The sequence below is a fragment of the Corynebacterium axilliensis genome (genome assembly GCF_046097495.1).
GTDB lineage: Bacteria > Actinomycetota > Actinomycetes > Mycobacteriales > Mycobacteriaceae > Corynebacterium.
Genome location: NZ_CP175768.1, coordinates 1,243,599 through 1,260,417, shown reverse-complemented (window position 1 = coordinate 1,260,417; position 16,819 = coordinate 1,243,599). Strand labels below are relative to the sequence as shown.

The window sequence follows — 16,819 nt, the reverse complement described above, 5'->3', positions numbered from 1 at the left end:
CTTCTAGAGGGCCTCGGGGCCAAAGGAATTGGGGAGGATTTCGCTGAAATCAAGGCTTCGAGGTGCGCCGTTTACGGACACGATGACACGTTCGCAATTGAATTCGCGCAGGACCTGGCGGCACGCGCCACAGGGGTAACACGGTTCAGCCTTAAGGCCCACGATGGCAACAGCGCGAATCGTGGGAAGTTGGGGGAGGTGTCCGTCGTCCGCGGTTGTGTCGCCCGATGCAATCATGTGGGCGGCTGCATTGCGCTCTGCGCAAATCCCCAATGGGCTGGAGGCGTTTTCGACGTTGCAGCCGGTGACTACCCGGCCATCGTCGAGAAGCAGTGCAGCACCGACCGGGAACGATGAATATGGTGCCCACGCGTGGTGGGCGGCCTCCCTCGCCTTGTTTAAGAGCTCAACGTCTGTTGGCATTGCTGTCGCATTCATGGTGATGCGGTCCTTTCTTGCGGTCCGAGGCGAGGAGGTGGCTATTCCAACGCGTTAGGAACAAAAAGAAAACTCCTCGTTGACATCTGTTCTAGTGGTGATAATAATGGGACGTGTTGCGATACACAAGCCTGAATTTTATGTGAGACAAAGCACAGAGGGGTTGAATTTCGCACCCGCCTATGTGAGCTACGAGAAAAGGAGTTGTTATGGCAGAGAAGTTTGATGCAGTTGACGTGATCCGTACCAAGCGTGACAAGGGGGTATTGAGCTCAGATGAGATTGACTGGGTTATCGATGCTTATACACGTGGTGTGGTAGGCGATGAGCAGATGGCCGCGCTGAACATGGCGATTTTCCTCAACGGAATGAACCGTAAGGAGATTTCGCGCTGGACGAAAGCGATGATTGCCTCTGGAGAGACAATGAGCTTTGAAGCTCTGTCGAAGAAGACTGCTGATAAGCACTCTACCGGCGGAGTTGGTGACAAAATTACACTTCCGCTTGCGCCGCTCGTAGCGGCTTTCGGTGTTGCAGTTCCTCAGTTGTCCGGGCGCGGACTTGGGCACACGGGCGGAACCTTGGACAAGCTTGAGGCTATCCCGGGTTGGCAGGCTGAAGTCAGTAATGAGCGCATGATGGAAATCTTGGAGGACCCGGGCTGCATTATTTGTGCCGCTGGTGCTGGCTTGGCTCCGGCGGACAAAAAGATTTACGCATTGCGTGATACAACCTCTACTGTGGAGGCAATCCCGCTCATCGCGTCTTCTATCATGTCCAAGAAGATTGCCGAAGGTACCTCCTCCTTGGTCCTCGACGTCAAGGTCGGTTCCGGTGCATTCATGAAGAACGAACAGCAGGCTCGCGAGCTAGCACAAACCATGGTCGATCTTGGCAAGGATGCAGGCACGAAGACCACTGCTTTGTTGACTGATATGTCGACCCCATTGGGGCGCAAGGTTGGCAACGCACTTGAGGTCGAGGAAGCCCTTGAGGTACTCGCCGGTGGTGGACCAGCAGACGTCGTTGAGCTTACGGTCGCTTTGGCGCGCGAGATGCTTGAGGCAGCCGGTGTGCACGATGCGGACATCGAGTCGGCCCTTAAGGATGGCCGCGCTATGGATAAATGGAAGCAGATGATCACGGCTCAGGGTGGTGACCCCGATGCCACACTGCCGGTGGCAAGCCACACGCATGATGTCATAGCTGACGCTGATGGCTACCTGACCGAACTCGATGCTCTCGCTGTTGGTGTAAGTTCTTGGCGCCTTGGTGCTGGTCGTGCACGCAAGGAAGACCCTGTCCAGGCAACCGCAGGTATTGAGCTGCATGCCACGAAGGGTGAAAAGGTATCCAAGGGACAGAAGCTGTTTACCTTGCACACGGAGACCCCGGATCGCTTTGAACGCTCCTTGGAGGTACTAAACAGTGGTTTCCAGATCACCGATGAGCCCCTGTCTGTAGAGCGTTCGATCATTCTCGACCGAATCAGCTAATTCACTTTCGATTTAAAGGAGAGAATATGACTTCCCGTAACGACGTTGCTCAAATGATCGATCACACCCTGCTTAAGCCAGAGGCAACTCCCGACCAAGTTGCAGCTTTGGCCAGGGAAGCAGGTGAGCTAGGTACGTATTCAATTTGTGTGTCTCCGAACCAACTGCCTGTTGAGGTACCTGCCGGAGTTCACGTGGCTACTGTGGTGGGGTTTCCCTCCGGCGCCGTGAAATCTGAGGTCAAAGCGGCTGAGACCGCCCGTGCGATCGGAGACGGCGCCGAAGAGATCGACATGGTGGTCAATCTTTCCCATGTCAAGAGCCACGACTACGCGGCGGTAGAGGCAGACATTAAGGCTGTGCGTGATGCGGCGCCGGCTCCCACCATCGTCAAGGTCATCATTGAATCAGCTGTGCTTGAGGATGACGAAATCGTAGCCACCTGCCAAGCCGCTGAGCGTGCAGGGGCTGACTTCGTTAAAACCTCGACTGGTTTCCACCCTGCAGGTGGTGCTTCGGTTCATGCAGTGAAGCTCATGGCGGAAACAGTCGAAGGACGCCTGGGCGTGAAGGCCTCAGGTGGAATCCGTGACGCCAAGGCGGCGCAGTCAATGATCGATGCGGGCGCCACGCGCCTAGGGCTGTCTTCCTCCGCTGCTGTGCTTGAGGGATTCGAGGCCTAAGATGACCTCTGTGCTGGATACCGCTCGGAAATGGGCTGAGCACGACCCAGACCCGGTGACTCGCGCTGAAATAGAGACCCTCATTGATATGCGCGACGAGGATGCATTGCGTCCAATGTTCGCGGGGCCACTGAGCTTTGGTACAGCTGGTTTGCGGGGAAAAATCGGTCCCGGCGAGTCCCAGATGAATCGGGCTGTTGTAATCCGTACGACAGCAGGGCTTATGGATGTGCTGAAGAAGCATGTGGATGTGCCCAAAATCGTTGTCGGTTGCGATGCTCGCCATGGCTCAGCTGACTTTCACCGTGATGTTGCCAATGTCGTGGCCGCGGCTGGGGGACATGCACTGCTTCTCCCACCGCAGAACCCCACTCCGCTCACTGCGTTTACAGTCCGAGAACTAGGCGCCGACGCGGGCGTAATGGTGACCGCATCGCACAACCCGCCGCAGGACAATGGGTACAAAGTGTACCTCGGCGGCCGCGTTGTGAAGGGGGATGGACAAGGTGTGCAAATTGTCCCTCCGTTCGATGCAGAAATTGCTGCTGCGATTGCGGCCGCCCCAGCTGCAGATGAGGTGTCCCGTGACGTCGCCGACGGTACTGGGGTGGTGGAAGAGGTTGATACGCGCGAGCAGTATCTCGCGCGTATCAAACAACGTGTGGCTGACGGGCCACGGCAGCTGCGCATTACACTCACACCAATGCACGGTGTCGGCGGAAGCTTGGCGCTCCAGGCCCTGGAATCAGTTGGTTTTGGCGAGGTTGAGCTGGTGGCACAACAGGCGCAGCCGGATCCTGAATTTCCCACTGTTGCCTTCCCGAACCCAGAAGAACCAGGCGCCCTCGACTGCGCCATCGCGGCTGCCCGTGAAGCGCAGAGCGATATTATCGTGGCGTTGGACCCCGATGCAGACCGCTGCGCAGTCGCTGTTCCTGATGGAGACAGTTGGCGCCAGCTCACTGGTGATGAAACGGGCGCACTGTTGGGTGACTACTTGGCTTGCCAGGGTGGAGTGCTGGCAAATTCGGTTGTGTCGAGCCGCTTTCTTGGGCGAATTGCGGAGGCGCGTGGAGCGCAGTGGCATACGACGCTCACTGGGTTTAAATGGATTGCCCGCACCCCTGGACTGACTTTTGGGTACGAGGAAGCAATTGGGTATTGCTGTGATCCAGAAGCCGTAGCAGACAAAGACGGAATTTCGGCTGCGGTGACCATAGCGTGCTTGGCCGCTGAGCTGAAGTCTGAAGGTAAGAGTTTGCAGGGTCGTCTGGACGAGCTCGCTGCCGAGTTGGGAACCTACAAGACCAAGCCATTGACCTTTCGCTTCGACGACATTACACGGATTGCTCCCACCTTGGAGCACATCTTGCAGTCGCCACCGCAGGCTCTGGCTGGCTCGCGTGTCACTAGTGCGAGCGATATGTCTCAGGGTTACTACGGCCTTGACCCGACTCCCGGATTGGTGCTGGAAACTGAGGCTAATGACCGCGTTATCATTCGTCCGTCGGGCACCGAGCCCAAACTGAAGTGCTACCTCGAGGTAGTACGCGAGGGAGCTGTTGATTGGACAGGAGCCGAAGACCGGTTGTCACGGATATCGACGGATCTTAGACAGGCGTTGGGACTCTAATCAGCGCGTACCGCAGCAGCAAAGAAGGCATCTTCACACAGTGAAGATGCCTTCTGAGTGCAAGATTCGCCAGTGGAATGTCGCTTATTCGCCGTAAAGGCTCGCTGAGACGTCGAGGCTGTCCGCGGCATCCGAGTCGTAGATGTCCTGCGGCGCGGGCTCGGTGACTAGCTCAGTCTCCTTCTGCGTGAGGTAGGACTGGAAGCCAATGTCCGGGATGTTGGCGGTGAGGAAGGACAGGACGGCGTCCACAGCCATGCGGTGCATGCCCTCGGTGTTGTTATGCGTGTGCATGTCGATATCCAGCAGGTTGCTCATCATCGCGTGGTTGGTCACGCGGTACATGGACAGTGCCGTGATGAGGGTGAAGATATCGTTGGCGGAAATGCCCGGGCGGAACGCGCCGGAATCCTGGCCCAGCATGAGGAGCTTGTCCAGGTGGAGGGAAATCTCCGAAATATCCACCAGCGGGTGGGAGGATTCCAGCACCCCGTGGGAGGATTCCATGGTCAGCATCCGGATGGCCTCCGGGTGCTTGATGTGCTGCCGGAAGATCCAATCCACGAGCGTGCGCAGGCCCTCCACTGGGACGGAAGAGTTAACCTCCAGGCTGCCTTCCGGCGGGTTGAGGCGCTGGGCCGCGGTGGCCAGTGCCTGCTGGTAGAGCCCCTTCTTGTCCCCGAAGTGGTAGTGGATCATGCGCTTGGACATGCCGGACAACTTCGAGACGCTTTCGAGCTTCGTATCGGCATAGCCGTGTTCCGAAAACTCCGCGATCGCAACATCGATCACGTGCTCCACAGAGCCGGAGTCGGCCGAAGTGGTCTCAGTGGTCATGAATGTCCCGTCCTTGTATACGTGAAAAGCAGGCGGTGATATGCCGCCGCATACAACTATGCCGAAAAAGTCTAAAGATAGTGCAAAGGCGCTAAAAACTCGACTCATTTGGGGGTGAACTATCGCCCCATCGCAGAGCGAAACGGTACTAGGCTGGGGGTAGAAGACCCCGCCGAAAGGATTTTCCTATGACTTCTTCCCACCCCGTCAAGATCACCGTCACCGGCGCCGCCGGCAACATCGCCTACTCGCTGCTGTGGCGCATTGCCAATGGCGACGTGTACGGCCAGGACACCCCGGTGGAGCTGGCGCTGCTGGAGATTCCGGCCGCTGTCGGCGCCGCGGAGGGCGTGGCCATGGAGCTCAATGACTCGGCCTTCCCGCTTCTGCGTGGCATCACCGTCACCGATGACCCGAACGTGGCATTCAAGGACACCAAGGCTGCCTTCCTCGTTGGCTCCCGCCCGCGCACGAAGGGCATGGAGCGCGCGGACCTGCTGGAGGCCAACGGCGCCATCTTTACGGTGCAGGGCAAGGCGCTCAACGACGTCGCAGCGCGCGACGTCCGCGTCCTCGTCGTGGGCAACCCGGCCAACACCAACGCCTACATCGCCGCCAACAGCGCCCCGGACCTGGACCCGAGCCAGTTCAGCGCGCTCATGCGCTTGGATCACAACCGCACGCTGAGCCAGGTTTCCTTGAAGACCGGCGTGCCCACTGCGGAGCTGAACAAGGTGGCCGTGTGGGGTAATCACTCCGCCTCCCAGTTCCCAGACCTGACCTTCTCCAACGCGGAGGTGGACCAGGAGTGGTACGAGAAGGAAATGATCCCCAAGGTGGCTAAGCGCGGTGCAGAAATCATTGCCGTGCGCGGCAAGTCCTCGGCGGCCTCGGCGGCCTCGGCCGCGGTGGACCACATGCACGATTGGATCCACGGCACCGAGGATTGGCGCACCGCGGCCATCGTCTCTGATGGCTCCTACGGCGTGGACGAGGGCCTGGTTGCTGGTTTCCCCACCGTCGCGCGCGACGGCAAATGGGAAATTGTCCAGGGGCTCGAGCTCACCGACTTCCAGAAGGAGCGCATCGAGGCCTCCGTGGCGGAGCTGCGCGCCGAGCGCGACGCCGTCGCGCACCTGCTCAAGGACTAGTGGTCTAGCACCAAGTTATCGATGAGCCGCACCGGCCCGACCTCCGCCGCAACCAGCGCGAGGGCGGGCCGGTGGCGTGTCTCAACGGGCTCGAGGGTGGATGGATCCACCACGGTGAGGTAGTCCACCGTGATTCCGGGGGAGCTAGCGAGCTGGGCGCGAGCTTGCTCGAGGGAAGCGCCGTCGCGCAGCGCATAAAGCGCGCGGGAGAGCGCCGTGGCCTGCGCACGCTCGGCGGGGCTTAAGCGCGCATTGCGGCTGGATTCCGCGACCCCGTCCGTCGCGCGCACGATGGGGGCGCTGACAATGTCGACCGGCAGGTCAAGATCCGCCACGAGGCGGCGGATGATGGCCACCTGCTGGGCGTCCTTCTGTCCGAAGTAGGCGCGCTCGGGCCGCACCAGGTTGAAGAGCTTGGCCACCACGGTGGCTACGCCGTCGAAGTGCCCGGGGCGCGACGCACCCTCGAGGACCTCACCCATCGCCCCCGTGCGCGCCCAGATGCGCGGCGTACCGCCCGGGTACATCTCCTCCACGCTGGGGGCAAAGACCGCATCGACGCCCAGGGACTTCAGCAGGACGGCATCGGCATCGAGGTCGCGCGGGTAGGCGCGGTAGTCTTCGCAGTCACCTAAGTCGGTGAACTGCAGCGGGTTGACGAACACCGAACACACCACCACATCGTTCTCCGCCCGGGCGCGCTCCACCAGGGAGGCGTGCCCGGAGTGGAGTGCACCCATGGTGGGCACAAACCCGACTGAGGCGTCAGTGCCGGCTACGTCTGCGCGAAAGTTCCGCAGCTGTTGTTTGGTCGTGAGAATTTGCATGGTGTGGTCCTTAGAACGATTCTTCGGGGGAGGGGAAGGTGCGGTTCGATACCTCAGAGACGTAGTCCTCGGCACCGGCCGTGAGCGCACTGCGCAGGTCGGCGAAGCGGCGCACGAAGCGTGGGGCCTTCGCCCCGCCGAGTCCGAAGGCGTCGGTCCAGACGAGGATCTGGCCGTCGGTCTGCACGCCGGCGCCGATGCCGATGGTGGGGATCGGCAGCTCCCGGGTGACCTGCTGGGCCAGGTCCGCGGGGACCATCTCCAGGACCACGGCGAAGGCGCCGGCGTGGGCGAGCGCGTAAGCGTCGCCAAGCAACTGCTCCGCGTCCTCCCCGCGGCCCTGGACCACGAAGCCACCTAGCGCGTGCACCTGCTGCGGGGTAAATCCAATGTGGGCGCACACCGGGATGCCGGCGCCGACCAGCGCTGAGACAATCTCCGCGCGCTCCGCGCCGCCCTCCAGTTTCACCGCCTGCGCGCCGGTCTCCTTCATAACGCGCACCGCGGACTTGAGCGCCTGGTCTGGGCCTGCCTCGTAGGAGCCGAAAGGAAGGTCCACCACCACGAACGCCCGGGAGGTGGCCTCCACGACGGCGCGGGCCAGCGGAATGATCTCATCGAGCGTGAGTGAGAGCGTGGTTTCTCGCCCCAGGACGACGTTGGCCAGCGAATCGCCGACGAGCAGCAGATCCACGCCGGCCTCATCGAAGATGCCGGCAGTCATGCAGTCATAGCTTGTCAGGCAGGCGATGGGGCGGGATTCTCCTTTGGCGCGGGCGAAGTGGCGGGTACGCAGCCGCGCGGGCCGCGGTGACGGAGAAATGTGGGACATGGCTTTACTCTAGCCAGGCATGCGGGGCTGGTTGACGTACAGGGTAGAGTTGGGCGGGTGACTGATCAGAACAAAGAGCAACTCGTTGGCACTAATCGCGCGGACCAGCTTCCTAAGTCCTGGGAGCCGCAGGCGGTGGAGAAGGACCTCTACGAAGGCTGGGTAAGCGCTGGTTACTTCACCCCGGACGCCTCCTCCGAGGCGGAGCCCTACTCGATTGTCCTGCCGCCGCCGAACGTCACCGGCCAGCTGCACATGGGCCACGCTCTGGACCACACCCTGATCGATTCCATCATTCGCCGCAAGCGCATGCAGGGCTTTGCCACCCTGTGTCTGCCGGGTGCTGACCACGCTGGTATTGCCACCCAGACCAAGGTGGAGGCGAAGCTGCGTGAAGAAGAGGGCAAGAAGCGCTGGGATTACGAGCGCGAGGATTTCATTAACAAGGTTTGGGAGTGGAAGCAGCAGTACGGCGGCACCATCCAGAACCAGATGCGCGCCATCGGTGACTCCGTGGATTGGTCCCGCGAGCGCTTCACGCTGGATGACGGCCTCTCCCGCGCCGTGCAGACCATCTTCAAGAAGCTGTACGAGGACGGCATGATCTACCAGGCCAACCGCCTGGTCAACTGGTCCCCGGTGCTGGAGACCGCCGTCTCTGACATTGAGGTGGTGTACAAGGACGTCGAGGGCGAGCTGGTGTCCATCCGCTATGGCTCGCTGGACGACGCCGAGCCGCACCTCATCGTGGCCACCACCCGTGTAGAGACCATGCTGGGTGACGTTGCCATCGCCGTGCACCCGGACGACGAGCGCTACGCGGACCTAGTGGGCAAGGAGCTGCCGCACCCCTTCCGCGATGACCTGAGCCTGAAGATCATCGCCGATGATTACGTGGACATGGAGTTCGGTACCGGCGCGGTGAAGATCACCCCGGCGCACGACCCGAACGACTACGCCATGGGCCAGCGCCACAACCTGGACATGCCGACGGTCATCGATACCACCGGCCACATCGCCAACACCGGCACGCAGTTCGATGGGCTCACCCGCGAGGAAGCCCGCGTGGAGATCCGCGAGGCGCTGCGTGAGCAGGGCCGCATTGTCAAGGAGATCCGCCCCTACGTCCACTCCGTGGGCCACTCGGAGCGCTCCGGCGAGCCCATCGAGCCGCGCCTGAGCCTGCAGTGGTTCGTGGACGTGAAGAAGATGGCGAAGATGTCCGGCGATGCCGTGCGCGAGGGCGATACCACCATTCACCCGACGGCGCTGGAGCCGCGCTACTTCGAATGGGTCGATGACATGCACGATTGGTGCATCTCCCGCCAGCTGTGGTGGGGCCACCGCATCCCCATCTGGTACGGGCCAGAGCGCACAAGTGCGTCCGGCGAAGTGGAACGAGACATCGTCTGCGTCGGCCCCGACGAGGAGCCGCCGGCCGGCTACGAGCAGGACCCGGACGTCCTGGACACCTGGTTCTCCTCGGCGCTGTGGCCCTTCTCCACCATGGGCTGGCCGGAGAAGACCGCCGATCTGGAGAAGTTCTTCCCCACGAACGTGCTGGTGACGGCCTACGACATCCTGTTCTTCTGGGTGGCCCGCATGATGATGTTCGGCACCTACGCCGCCCAGGCCACCCCGGAGCTGTTGGGCAACGGCGAGGGCGGCCGCCCCCAGGTCCCGTTTAAGGACATTTACCTTCACGGCCTGGTTCGCGATGAGCAGGGCCGCAAGATGTCGAAGTCCCTGGGCAACGGCATCGACCCGATGGACTGGGTGCGCGATTACGGCGCGGACGCCCTGCGCTTCACCCTGGCCCGCGGCGCGAACCCGGGCGTGGACCTGCCGCTGGCGGTCGACGCTGCTGCGGCCGGCCGCAACTTTGCCACCAAGCTGTTCAACGCCACCAAGTTCGCGCTGATGAACGGTGCGGGCGTGGCGGAGCTGCCGGAGCGCGCCGCGCTGACCGACGCCGACCGCTGGATCCTCGACCGCGCCGAAGAGGTCCGCGCCAAGGTGGACGCCTACCTGGACGACTACCAGTTTGCTAAGGCCAACGAGCTGCTCTACCACTACGTGTGGGACGAGCTGTGTGACTGGTACCTGGAGATTGCCAAGACCCAGATCCCGCGCGATTTCGACGCCGCTTCTGCCGAAGAGCAGGCAACCGGACGCACTACCCAGATCGTCCTGGGCCGCGTGTTGGATGTGGTCCTGCGCCTTTTGCACCCGACCATGCCGTTCGTCACCGAAGTCCTGTGGAAGGCACTGACCGGCGGGGAGACCATCGTCACCGCCCAGTGGCCGACGCAGGAGCACACCAACGGTGGCGCAGAAAAGGACGAGGTGGCCGCGCGCCGCATCGAGGACGCCGACAAGCTCATCACGGAGCTGCGCCGCTTCCGCTCCGATCAAGGCGTGAAGCCCTCCCAGAAGGTCCCGGGCCGTCTTGATTTCGCCGCGGCCGACCTGCAGGGCCAGGAAGGCCTCATCCGCAACCTGGCCAACACCACGGAGCCGGGCGAGGACTTCACCGCCTCTGCCTCCATCGAGGTGCGCCTGTCCCAGGCCACCGTCGAGGTCACGCTGGATACCTCCGGCGCCGTGGATGTCGCCGCTGAGCGCAAGCGCCTGGAAAAGGATCTGGCCAAGGCCCAGAAGGAGCTGGATCAGACCGGCAAGAAGCTGGGTAACGAGGCCTTCCTGTCCAAGGCCCCGGAGGCCGTGGTGGAGAAGATCCGCACCCGCCAGCAGGTGGCCCAGGAAGAGGTTGAGCGCATCACCGCTCGCCTGGAGGGGCTCAAGTAGTGGCGGAGGAGAAGAACCGCGAGGAGTTTGAAATCGTCGACGCCCTCGCGGAGGGCACCGACGGCGGGCCGGTGGAAATCACCGATTCCGGCCTGACCCTCAACCTCGGTGGCGAGGAAGACTACGAGGAGGCCGCGCCCGAGCAGGCCACGCCGGAAGAACTCGCGGAGCTGGCCCAGGTCACCGCGGAGCTCAACTCCCGCGCCCCGGAAACCGTCATCGCGCCGAGCCTCGAGCGCATTGAGATGCTCATGGATCTCCTGGGCCACCCGGAGCGTTCTTTCCACGTCATCCAGGTCGCCGGCACCAACGGCAAGTCCTCGACGGCGCGCATGATCGATTCGCTGCTGCGCTCCTTCCACCGCCGCGTGGGCCTGGTCACCAGCCCGCACCTCCAGCTGGTCACCGAGCGCATCGGCATCGACGGCCACCCCATCCACCCGCGCGACTTCGTGCGCATCTGGCGCGAGATTCAGCCCTATGTGGAGATGGTGGACTCCCGCTCCGATATCCCTATGTCCACCTTCGAGGTGCTCGTGGGTATTTCCTACGCGGCGTTCGCTGATGCGCCTATCGACGTCGCCGTGGTCGAGGTCGGCCTCGGCGGCACGTGGGATGCCACCAACGTGGTCAACGCCGAAGTTGCCGTCGTGATGCCGGTGGGCCTGGACCACACCGAGTACCTCGGTGACACCATCACGGAGATCGCCGGTGAAAAGGCCGGCATCATCAAGGCCCGCGAGCATGACGCCGACGATGTCCTGGCCCCGGGCGAAAACATCGCCATCATCGCTGAGCAGGAGCCGGAGGCCATGCGTGTGCTGCTGCAGCGCACCGTGGACGTCGGTGCCGGCGTGGCGCGCTCCGGCTCGGAGTTCGCCGCGCTGGAATCCCGCATCGCCGTCGGCGGCCAGCAGTTGACTATCCAGGGCCTGGGCGGGGTGTACGAGGACATCTTCCTGCCGCTGCACGGCGAGCACCAAGCCAAGAACGCGGCCGTGGCGCTGGCGGCGGTGGAGGCCTTCTTCGGGGCGTCGTCGGGCCACCCCATCGACATCGCCAGCGTGCGCACCGGCTTTGCCAAGGCCGTTTCCCCCGGCCGCCTGGAGCGCGTGCGCACCAGCCCCACGTCCTTCCTGGATGCCTGCCACAACCCGCATGGCGCGAAGGCGCTGGCCGCAGCACTCGACCGCGACTTCGACTTCGCCCGCCTCATCGGCGTGGTGTCGATCTTCGCGGACAAGGATGCTGCTGGCATCCTCACGGCGCTGGAATCCGTGCTCACGGAGGTGGTCATCACCCAGAACACCTCGCCCCGCGCCCGCGACGCCTACGACTTGGCTGAGCTCGCCCGCGACATCTTTGGCGAAGAGCGCGTCTTCGTCGACCCCGACCTGCCCAGCGCCTATACCCAAGCCGTCGAGCTGGCCGAAGACGCCGAGGTCCAGTCCGGCTCCGGCATCATCATCACCGGCTCGGTGGTCACCGCCGGTGACGCCCGCGCCCTGTTTGGAAAGGAGCCCGCATGAGTTCTCGCAAGCCCGTCCCCGAGGAGGAGATTGGCCCGCTGGGCTTAGGCCAGGCCCCGGTCAAGGACCCGCTCAAGCAGTTCGGCGGCATGGTCGTGGCCAGCTCGCTGACGATGGAGCTCATCACCTTCGTGTTGGCCCTGCCGTTGCTGTACAAGCTCTACGACGGCACCCTGTGGACCCCGTTCAACTACGGCGTGGTCATTGGCTTCATGGTGCTCCTGCTGGCGTCTTTCCCGTTTATGAACAAGCCGTGGATTGTGGGCGTGGAGATCGTCGTGCACCTCATCGGCATCGTGCTGGGCTTTATGATCCACTGGTCCGTGGCCACCATCTTCATCATCTTCGCCCTCCTCTGGGCGCTGGCGGCCTACATGCGCTCTGTCATCGTGGCCCGCATGGATCGCGGCTACCTCACCACGCAGCACCTCAACGAGAAGTAGGCATTCGTGTACATTCGGCCGGAGCTGCGCGCGGGCGCGGCGGTGATGTCGCTGTTCGATCCCACGCACCCCTTCATCCGCCACGCCGGGCGCGTGGTGCCGGCGCTGTGGCCCGCGCCCTATATCCACGGCGTGCGCACTCGGCACGTGCAGAGTAAGGACATCCGCGCCACCATCTACGAGCCGGAGAACCCCCGCGCGGTGGTGCTGTGGATCCACGGCGGTGGTCTGGTCATGGGCCATCCCCGCCAGGACGTCAAGCATCTCAAGGAGACTGCCGCGGAAGTGGGCGTGACGGTCGTAGCTCCCCACTACCGCTTCGCCCCGGAGCACCCGTATCCGGCAGCGCTTGACGACGTCCACCGGGCCCACCACTGGCTCATGACCCACGCCGGCGAGTTGGGCGTGTCCCCGGATCGCATCGTCATCGGCGGCCAGAGCGCCGGGGGCGGGTTGGCGGCGGCCCTGTGCCAGCGGTTGCACGACGAGGGAGGCACGCAGCCGATGGGGCAGTGGTTGTTTTGTCCCATGCTCGATGACCGCGCCGCCTCCGAAGAGCGCAACGTCATCTGGGATGCGGATTCCAACGCACGCGCCTGGCGCTTCTACGTGCGGGATAACCCGGACGCGCCGTACGCCGTCCCCGGCCGCCGCGCGGATCTCAGCGGTCTGCCGCCGGCGTGGCTGTACGCCGGCCACAGCGAGCTCTTCTACGGCGAAATCCTGGACTACGCCCAGCGCCTGAAGTCCGCCGGGGTTCCAACCGAGTGCGAGGTCATCGAAGGGGGAGTGCACGCTTTCGAGTTGTGGGCGCCCTATAGTGCTGCGGCAAAGCGGCTGCTCATGAGTTCCCGCATGTGGCTGGCGCAGGTGCTGGACGCGCTAGACTAGCGGGCATGCGCTACCTCCTCTACGGTCTCTCCGCACTCCTGTGCCTCGCCGCAGTCTTTGCCAAGCTCTTCTACGGCGGCTTTGCCCTGCCCTTCGCGCTGCTCGTTCCCGCCTTTATCTTCCTCGTCGTCGCCATGCTCAAGCATCAGAGCGAGCAGCGCCCTGTGGAGTTTGAGGACCTGGAGGGCTGGCACAAGGAGGAGCTTCAGGGCCTGCTCGACAACGGCCAGTACGGCACCGCCGTGCGGCAGGTGCAGATGTGGTTCCGTGGGACCAGCCACGAACGCGCGGAGCAGATTGTGCAGCGCCTCACATAGGAGGGCTTTGCGCGACGCCGCGGGAAGTCTTAGGTACGCTGTGTCCTATGACTGAACGTACACTCATTCTCATCAAGCCGGATGGCGTCAAGAACGGCCACGTGGGCGAGATTATCTCCCGCATCGAGCGCAAGGGCCTCAAGCTGGTAGCCATGGACCTGCGCGTCGCCGACGAGGAGACCGCGAAGAAGCACTACGCCGAGCACGAGGACAAGCCTTTCTTCGGTGACCTCGTCGAGTTCATCACCTCCGCGCCGCTGGTTGCCGGCGTTGTCGAGGGCGAGTCCGCCATCGCCGCATGGCGTCAGCTGGCCGGTGGCACCCACCCGGTGGAGAAGGCCACCCCGGGCACCATTCGCGGCGACTTCGCCCTGACCGTGGGCGAGAACGTCGTCCACGGCTCTGATTCCCCGGAGTCCGCTGAGCGCGAGATCTCCATCTGGTTCCCCAACCTGTAAAGAAGTTCGCCGCGCCTTGTGCGCAAGAAAGCCCGAGCAGTGAATGATGAACTGCTCGGGCTTTTGTCATTCCTGCTATCGGGTACCGGTTAGTCGAATGACAGTAGCGTGCGCAAGGCCGCAAAAGCGTCTTTGTTCACCTGGTGGGTGACGGTGCGGCCGCATTGCTGCTTGGATAGCAGGCCGGCCTCCCGCAGACGTGCTAAGTGGTGGGAGACCGTGGGCTGGCTCAGCGCAGTGAGCTTGGTGAGTTCCGTGACGCTCATTGGCCCGCAGCCTTCCTCGCACAAAATGGACAGCAGACGAAGGCGGGCTGGGTCTGCGAGGACCTTGAATTGCTGCGAAAAATGCATCGCCTCGGCGTCGCTGAGTGGACCCATGCTTAAGGAGCAGCACTCAGTGCCGGGCGCACTGGTCTCGGGCGTGGAAGAGGAAGCCATGCGCTCAGTATAAGGGTATCTCTGCTACCTCAGTCATATTGACGCCTATCAATACGGGCTGTACATTACACCTTCGTATAGCGCTCTGTTCAATAGTGAAGGAAGAGTAAGATATGGCCATGCCACAGCGCCCTACGTTGTCTTTTCTTGATCGCTTTCTACCCGTGTGGATCATTCTGGCGATGGCCGCTGGACTGCTTATCGGTCACTTCTTCCCTGGAATTGGCCACGGTTTAGGGGCCGTTGAAGTCGGAGGGATTTCCATCCCGATCGCCCTTGGTCTTCTCGTCATGATGTATCCGCCTTTGGCCAAGGTCCGTTATGAAAAGACTCGGGAAATTGCCACCGATGCTCGCCTCATGGTGATGTCTCTCGTGCTCAATTGGCTGGTGGGGCCTGCGTTCATGTTTTCCCTGGCGTGGCTTTTTCTCGCGGACCAGCCGGAGCTGCGCACCGGTGTGATCATTGTGGGCCTTGCCCGCTGCATCGCCATGGTGCTCGTGTGGTCGGACCTTTCGTGTGCGGACCGCGAGGCAACGGCGGTTCTGGTTGCGCTTAACTCTGTTTTTCAGGTGGCCATGTTTGGCGTCCTGGGATGGTTTTACCTTCGTGTCCTGCCAGGCTGGTTGGGGCTGGATACAACGAGCGCCGACTTTTCGTTCTGGGCCATCGTCAGAGCCGTGCTCGTCTTCTTGGGCATACCGTTCCTGTTGGGTGCGCTGTCTCGCGTCTGGGGCGAAAAGGTAAAGGGGCGGGAATGGTTTGAGAACCGCTTCCTTCCAGCCGTATCGCCCCTGGCCATGATCGGCCTGTTGTACACGATTGTTCTGCTCTTTTCCCTGCAGGGCGAGCACATTGTGGAGCAGCCAGCCACGGTAGCGCGCGTGGCCGTGCCGCTAGTTATCTACTTCGTGGGCATGTTTGTGCTGTCGCTGGGCGTGGCAAAGGCCGTTGGTATGAACTATGCGCAGTCTGCCAGCGTGGCGTTCACCGCAGCAGGAAATAACTTTGAGCTTGCCATTGCGGTATCCATCGGCACCTTCGGAGCGATGTCTGCTCAAGCCCTTGCCGGAACGATTGGTCCCCTCGTTGAGATCCCCGTCCTCGTTGGTCTGGTCTATCTCATGCTGTGGATTGGGCCGAAACTCTTCCCGGGAGATGACACCCTCCCGCGCTAGCGCTGCCGCGCGGCGTTGATGCTGCGCACCCCGGACTCTGTGAGCGTGACGTTGAAGGTGCGCTGGCCCTTGCCGTAGATGAGCCCCGACAGCTTCACCACGCCGGCCTTCTGCAGATCCTTGAACTCTTCCTCGAGGCCTTCCTCGTACCCGAGCAGCCGGCCAAGCGCCGGAATAGATACCGTATTGCCCGTAACCGCGCCGGAAGCGACGAGCCCGCTGAGTGGCCCCGGGTGCCTCTCCACCGCGTCCAGGCTCTCCCGCGTCACCCCGTCCAGGCTTCCCTGGTCAGTGATGGCCTGGATGCGGCGCTTGCCCACGCGGAAAGACGTGGTGGCGAATGCCCGGCCGCCCAGGATAAACGCGGGGATGGCAAAGGCGGCGTGGCCGGTGGCCATCAGAATGGGATTCACGGACACGTCACCGACGATTCCGGTTGCGGCGATGATGTCGGTGATGATCGGGGAGCAGATGGCTAATACCGGCAAGAGGTAGGCCAGCAGCGGATAGTCACCCGCCCGGAACTCTTCTTGGGCGGCCTGCACGAGGGCGGGCTTGCTCCGGAAGGTGCGGAACGCTCCGTAGAGCATCACCACGATGAGCACCCCATAGACCGGCACGGCGTAGGGATACGGGAAGTCCACGGCTCGCAGGCCCGAGGCGATGCCTGCGGGCACGGCAATAGTCACGATGTCCCGCATCGCAATCTCGTTGCGCGCCCGCGCCTGCGCTACGGTGCGCGGCGCAGATTCGCGTAGAGCTGGGCTAGAAGGTGTGTTTGTGCGCTCAACCTCGGACATAGCGGCAATACTAACAAGTGGCCTAAGCTAAAGGTTGTGCACGATCGACGGCACAGGT

Annotated in this window: 17 protein-coding genes; 11 read left to right on the top strand and 6 right to left on the bottom strand. The window is 62.6% G+C overall.

The features are described from left to right. Positions 1 to 3: 3 nt before the first annotated feature. Positions 4 to 438 carry a cytidine deaminase gene (locus tag ACKFR8_RS06175; protein WP_296134240.1) on the bottom strand — a complete coding sequence of 145 codons (435 nt, stop codon included), beginning with the start codon at positions 436 to 438 and terminating at the stop codon, positions 4 to 6. Between the two features lie 209 nt (positions 439 to 647). Between ACKFR8_RS06175 and ACKFR8_RS06170 the strand changes: the two genes are divergently transcribed. The 3 genes from ACKFR8_RS06170 to ACKFR8_RS06160 are packed head-to-tail and all read left to right on the top strand — an operon-like array spanning position 648 to position 4,250. Beyond that, complete coding sequence (locus tag ACKFR8_RS06170; protein WP_408930913.1) at positions 648 to 1,934, top strand: thymidine phosphorylase; 1,287 nt, start codon at positions 648 to 650, stop codon at positions 1,932 to 1,934. 26 nt (positions 1,935 to 1,960) lie between these two features. After that, entirely contained in the window at positions 1,961 to 2,617 is a 657-nt protein-coding gene (gene deoC, locus ACKFR8_RS06165) for a deoxyribose-phosphate aldolase (RefSeq protein WP_408930912.1), read from the top strand. Position 2,618: 1 nt separating this feature from the next. After that, positions 2,619 to 4,250 (top strand): phospho-sugar mutase, encoded by a 1,632-nt coding sequence (locus ACKFR8_RS06160; protein WP_408930911.1) that lies wholly within the window; start codon positions 2,619 to 2,621, stop codon positions 4,248 to 4,250. 84 nt (positions 4,251 to 4,334) lie between these two features. On the opposite strand, the gene ACKFR8_RS06155 is transcribed toward ACKFR8_RS06160, so the two are convergent. After that, complete coding sequence (locus tag ACKFR8_RS06155; RefSeq protein WP_408930910.1) at positions 4,335 to 5,087, bottom strand: TetR/AcrR family transcriptional regulator; 753 nt, start codon at positions 5,085 to 5,087, stop codon at positions 4,335 to 4,337. A 188-nt stretch (positions 5,088 to 5,275) separates the two neighbouring features. On the opposite strand from ACKFR8_RS06155, the gene ACKFR8_RS06150 reads away from it, so the two are divergent. Further along, the gene (locus tag ACKFR8_RS06150) at positions 5,276 to 6,238 is read left to right on the top strand and encodes a malate dehydrogenase (RefSeq protein WP_408930909.1); all 963 of its coding nucleotides are present in this window, start codon (positions 5,276 to 5,278) and stop codon (positions 6,236 to 6,238) included. Here ACKFR8_RS06150 and panC read toward each other — a convergent pair. Together panC and panB are read right to left on the bottom strand one after the other, a co-directional pair. After that, a complete protein-coding gene (gene panC / locus ACKFR8_RS06145; RefSeq protein WP_408930908.1) occupies positions 6,235 to 7,065 on the bottom strand; it encodes a pantoate--beta-alanine ligase in 831 nt (276 codons plus the stop codon). The genes ACKFR8_RS06150 and panC overlap by 4 nt on opposite strands. 10 nt (positions 7,066 to 7,075) lie before the next feature. After that, positions 7,076 to 7,897 carry a 3-methyl-2-oxobutanoate hydroxymethyltransferase gene (gene panB / locus ACKFR8_RS06140; protein WP_408930907.1) on the bottom strand — a complete coding sequence of 274 codons (822 nt, stop codon included), beginning with the start codon at positions 7,895 to 7,897 and terminating at the stop codon, positions 7,076 to 7,078. Positions 7,898 to 7,954: 57 nt separating this feature from the next. On the opposite strand from panB, the gene ACKFR8_RS06135 reads away from it, so the two are divergent. From ACKFR8_RS06135 to ndk, 6 genes are read left to right on the top strand one after another with little or no spacing between them, the layout of a single operon-like run. Continuing rightward, complete coding sequence (locus tag ACKFR8_RS06135) at positions 7,955 to 10,705, top strand: valine--tRNA ligase (RefSeq protein WP_408930906.1); 2,751 nt, start codon at positions 7,955 to 7,957, stop codon at positions 10,703 to 10,705. After that, positions 10,705 to 12,234 (top strand): bifunctional tetrahydrofolate synthase/dihydrofolate synthase, encoded by a 1,530-nt coding sequence (gene folC / locus ACKFR8_RS06130; RefSeq protein WP_306507588.1) that lies wholly within the window; start codon positions 10,705 to 10,707, stop codon positions 12,232 to 12,234. Before ACKFR8_RS06135 ends, folC begins: the two co-directional genes overlap by 1 nt. Next, on the top strand, positions 12,231 to 12,677 hold the full coding sequence (locus tag ACKFR8_RS06125) for a DUF4233 domain-containing protein (protein ID WP_296134876.1): 447 nt from the start codon (positions 12,231 to 12,233) through the stop codon (positions 12,675 to 12,677). Before folC ends, ACKFR8_RS06125 begins: the two co-directional genes overlap by 4 nt. A gap of 6 nt (positions 12,678 to 12,683) precedes the next feature. After that, complete coding sequence (locus ACKFR8_RS06120) at positions 12,684 to 13,568, top strand: alpha/beta hydrolase (RefSeq protein ID WP_296134875.1); 885 nt, start codon at positions 12,684 to 12,686, stop codon at positions 13,566 to 13,568. Between the two features lie 5 nt (positions 13,569 to 13,573). After that, positions 13,574 to 13,885, top strand: coding sequence for a hypothetical protein (locus tag ACKFR8_RS06115; protein WP_296134873.1), 312 nt, complete (start codon positions 13,574 to 13,576; stop codon positions 13,883 to 13,885). A gap of 47 nt (positions 13,886 to 13,932) precedes the next feature. Further along, entirely contained in the window at positions 13,933 to 14,343 is a 411-nt protein-coding gene (gene ndk / locus ACKFR8_RS06110; protein ID WP_296134871.1) for a nucleoside-diphosphate kinase, read from the top strand. An 89-nt stretch (positions 14,344 to 14,432) separates the two neighbouring features. On the opposite strand, the gene ACKFR8_RS06105 is transcribed toward ndk, so the two are convergent. After that, a complete protein-coding gene (locus tag ACKFR8_RS06105) occupies positions 14,433 to 14,783 on the bottom strand; it encodes a metalloregulator ArsR/SmtB family transcription factor (protein ID WP_408930905.1) in 351 nt (116 codons plus the stop codon). 113 nt (positions 14,784 to 14,896) lie between these two features. Here ACKFR8_RS06105 and arsB point away from each other — a divergent pair, with 113 nt between their 5' ends. Continuing rightward, positions 14,897 to 15,961, top strand: coding sequence for an ACR3 family arsenite efflux transporter (gene arsB / locus ACKFR8_RS06100; RefSeq protein ID WP_408930904.1), 1,065 nt, complete (start codon positions 14,897 to 14,899; stop codon positions 15,959 to 15,961). Here the strand turns inward: arsB and ACKFR8_RS06095 are convergent. Then, positions 15,958 to 16,761, bottom strand: coding sequence for a hypothetical protein (locus tag ACKFR8_RS06095; protein WP_408930903.1), 804 nt, complete (start codon positions 16,759 to 16,761; stop codon positions 15,958 to 15,960). The genes arsB and ACKFR8_RS06095 overlap by 4 nt on opposite strands. Between the last annotated feature and the right edge of the window lie 58 nt (positions 16,762 to 16,819).

Excerpts from the sequence above, each read along its gene's own strand:
- panC (WP_408930908.1), bottom strand. The coding sequence starts at position 7,065 with ATGCAAATTCTCACGACCAAACAACAGCTGCGGAACTTTCGCGCAGAC.
- ACKFR8_RS06105 (WP_408930905.1), bottom strand. The coding sequence starts at position 14,783 with ATGGCTTCCTCTTCCACGCCCGAGACCAGTGCGCCCGGCACTGAGTGC.
- ACKFR8_RS06150 (WP_408930909.1), top strand. The coding sequence starts at position 5,276 with ATGACTTCTTCCCACCCCGTCAAGATCACCGTCACCGGCGCCGCCGGC.
- panB (WP_408930907.1), bottom strand. The coding sequence starts at position 7,897 with ATGTCCCACATTTCTCCGTCACCGCGGCCCGCGCGGCTGCGTACCCGC.
- ACKFR8_RS06160 (WP_408930911.1), top strand. The coding sequence starts at position 2,619 with ATGACCTCTGTGCTGGATACCGCTCGGAAATGGGCTGAGCACGACCCA.
- ndk (WP_296134871.1), top strand. The coding sequence starts at position 13,933 with ATGACTGAACGTACACTCATTCTCATCAAGCCGGATGGCGTCAAGAAC.
- ACKFR8_RS06125 (WP_296134876.1), top strand. The coding sequence starts at position 12,231 with ATGAGTTCTCGCAAGCCCGTCCCCGAGGAGGAGATTGGCCCGCTGGGC.
- ACKFR8_RS06175 (WP_296134240.1), bottom strand. The coding sequence starts at position 438 with ATGAATGCGACAGCAATGCCAACAGACGTTGAGCTCTTAAACAAGGCG.
- ACKFR8_RS06155 (WP_408930910.1), bottom strand. The coding sequence starts at position 5,087 with ATGACCACTGAGACCACTTCGGCCGACTCCGGCTCTGTGGAGCACGTG.
- ACKFR8_RS06170 (WP_408930913.1), top strand. The coding sequence starts at position 648 with ATGGCAGAGAAGTTTGATGCAGTTGACGTGATCCGTACCAAGCGTGAC.
- deoC (WP_408930912.1), top strand. The coding sequence starts at position 1,961 with ATGACTTCCCGTAACGACGTTGCTCAAATGATCGATCACACCCTGCTT.
- ACKFR8_RS06115 (WP_296134873.1), top strand. The coding sequence starts at position 13,574 with ATGCGCTACCTCCTCTACGGTCTCTCCGCACTCCTGTGCCTCGCCGCA.
- arsB (WP_408930904.1), top strand. The coding sequence starts at position 14,897 with ATGGCCATGCCACAGCGCCCTACGTTGTCTTTTCTTGATCGCTTTCTA.
- ACKFR8_RS06095 (WP_408930903.1), bottom strand. The coding sequence starts at position 16,761 with ATGTCCGAGGTTGAGCGCACAAACACACCTTCTAGCCCAGCTCTACGC.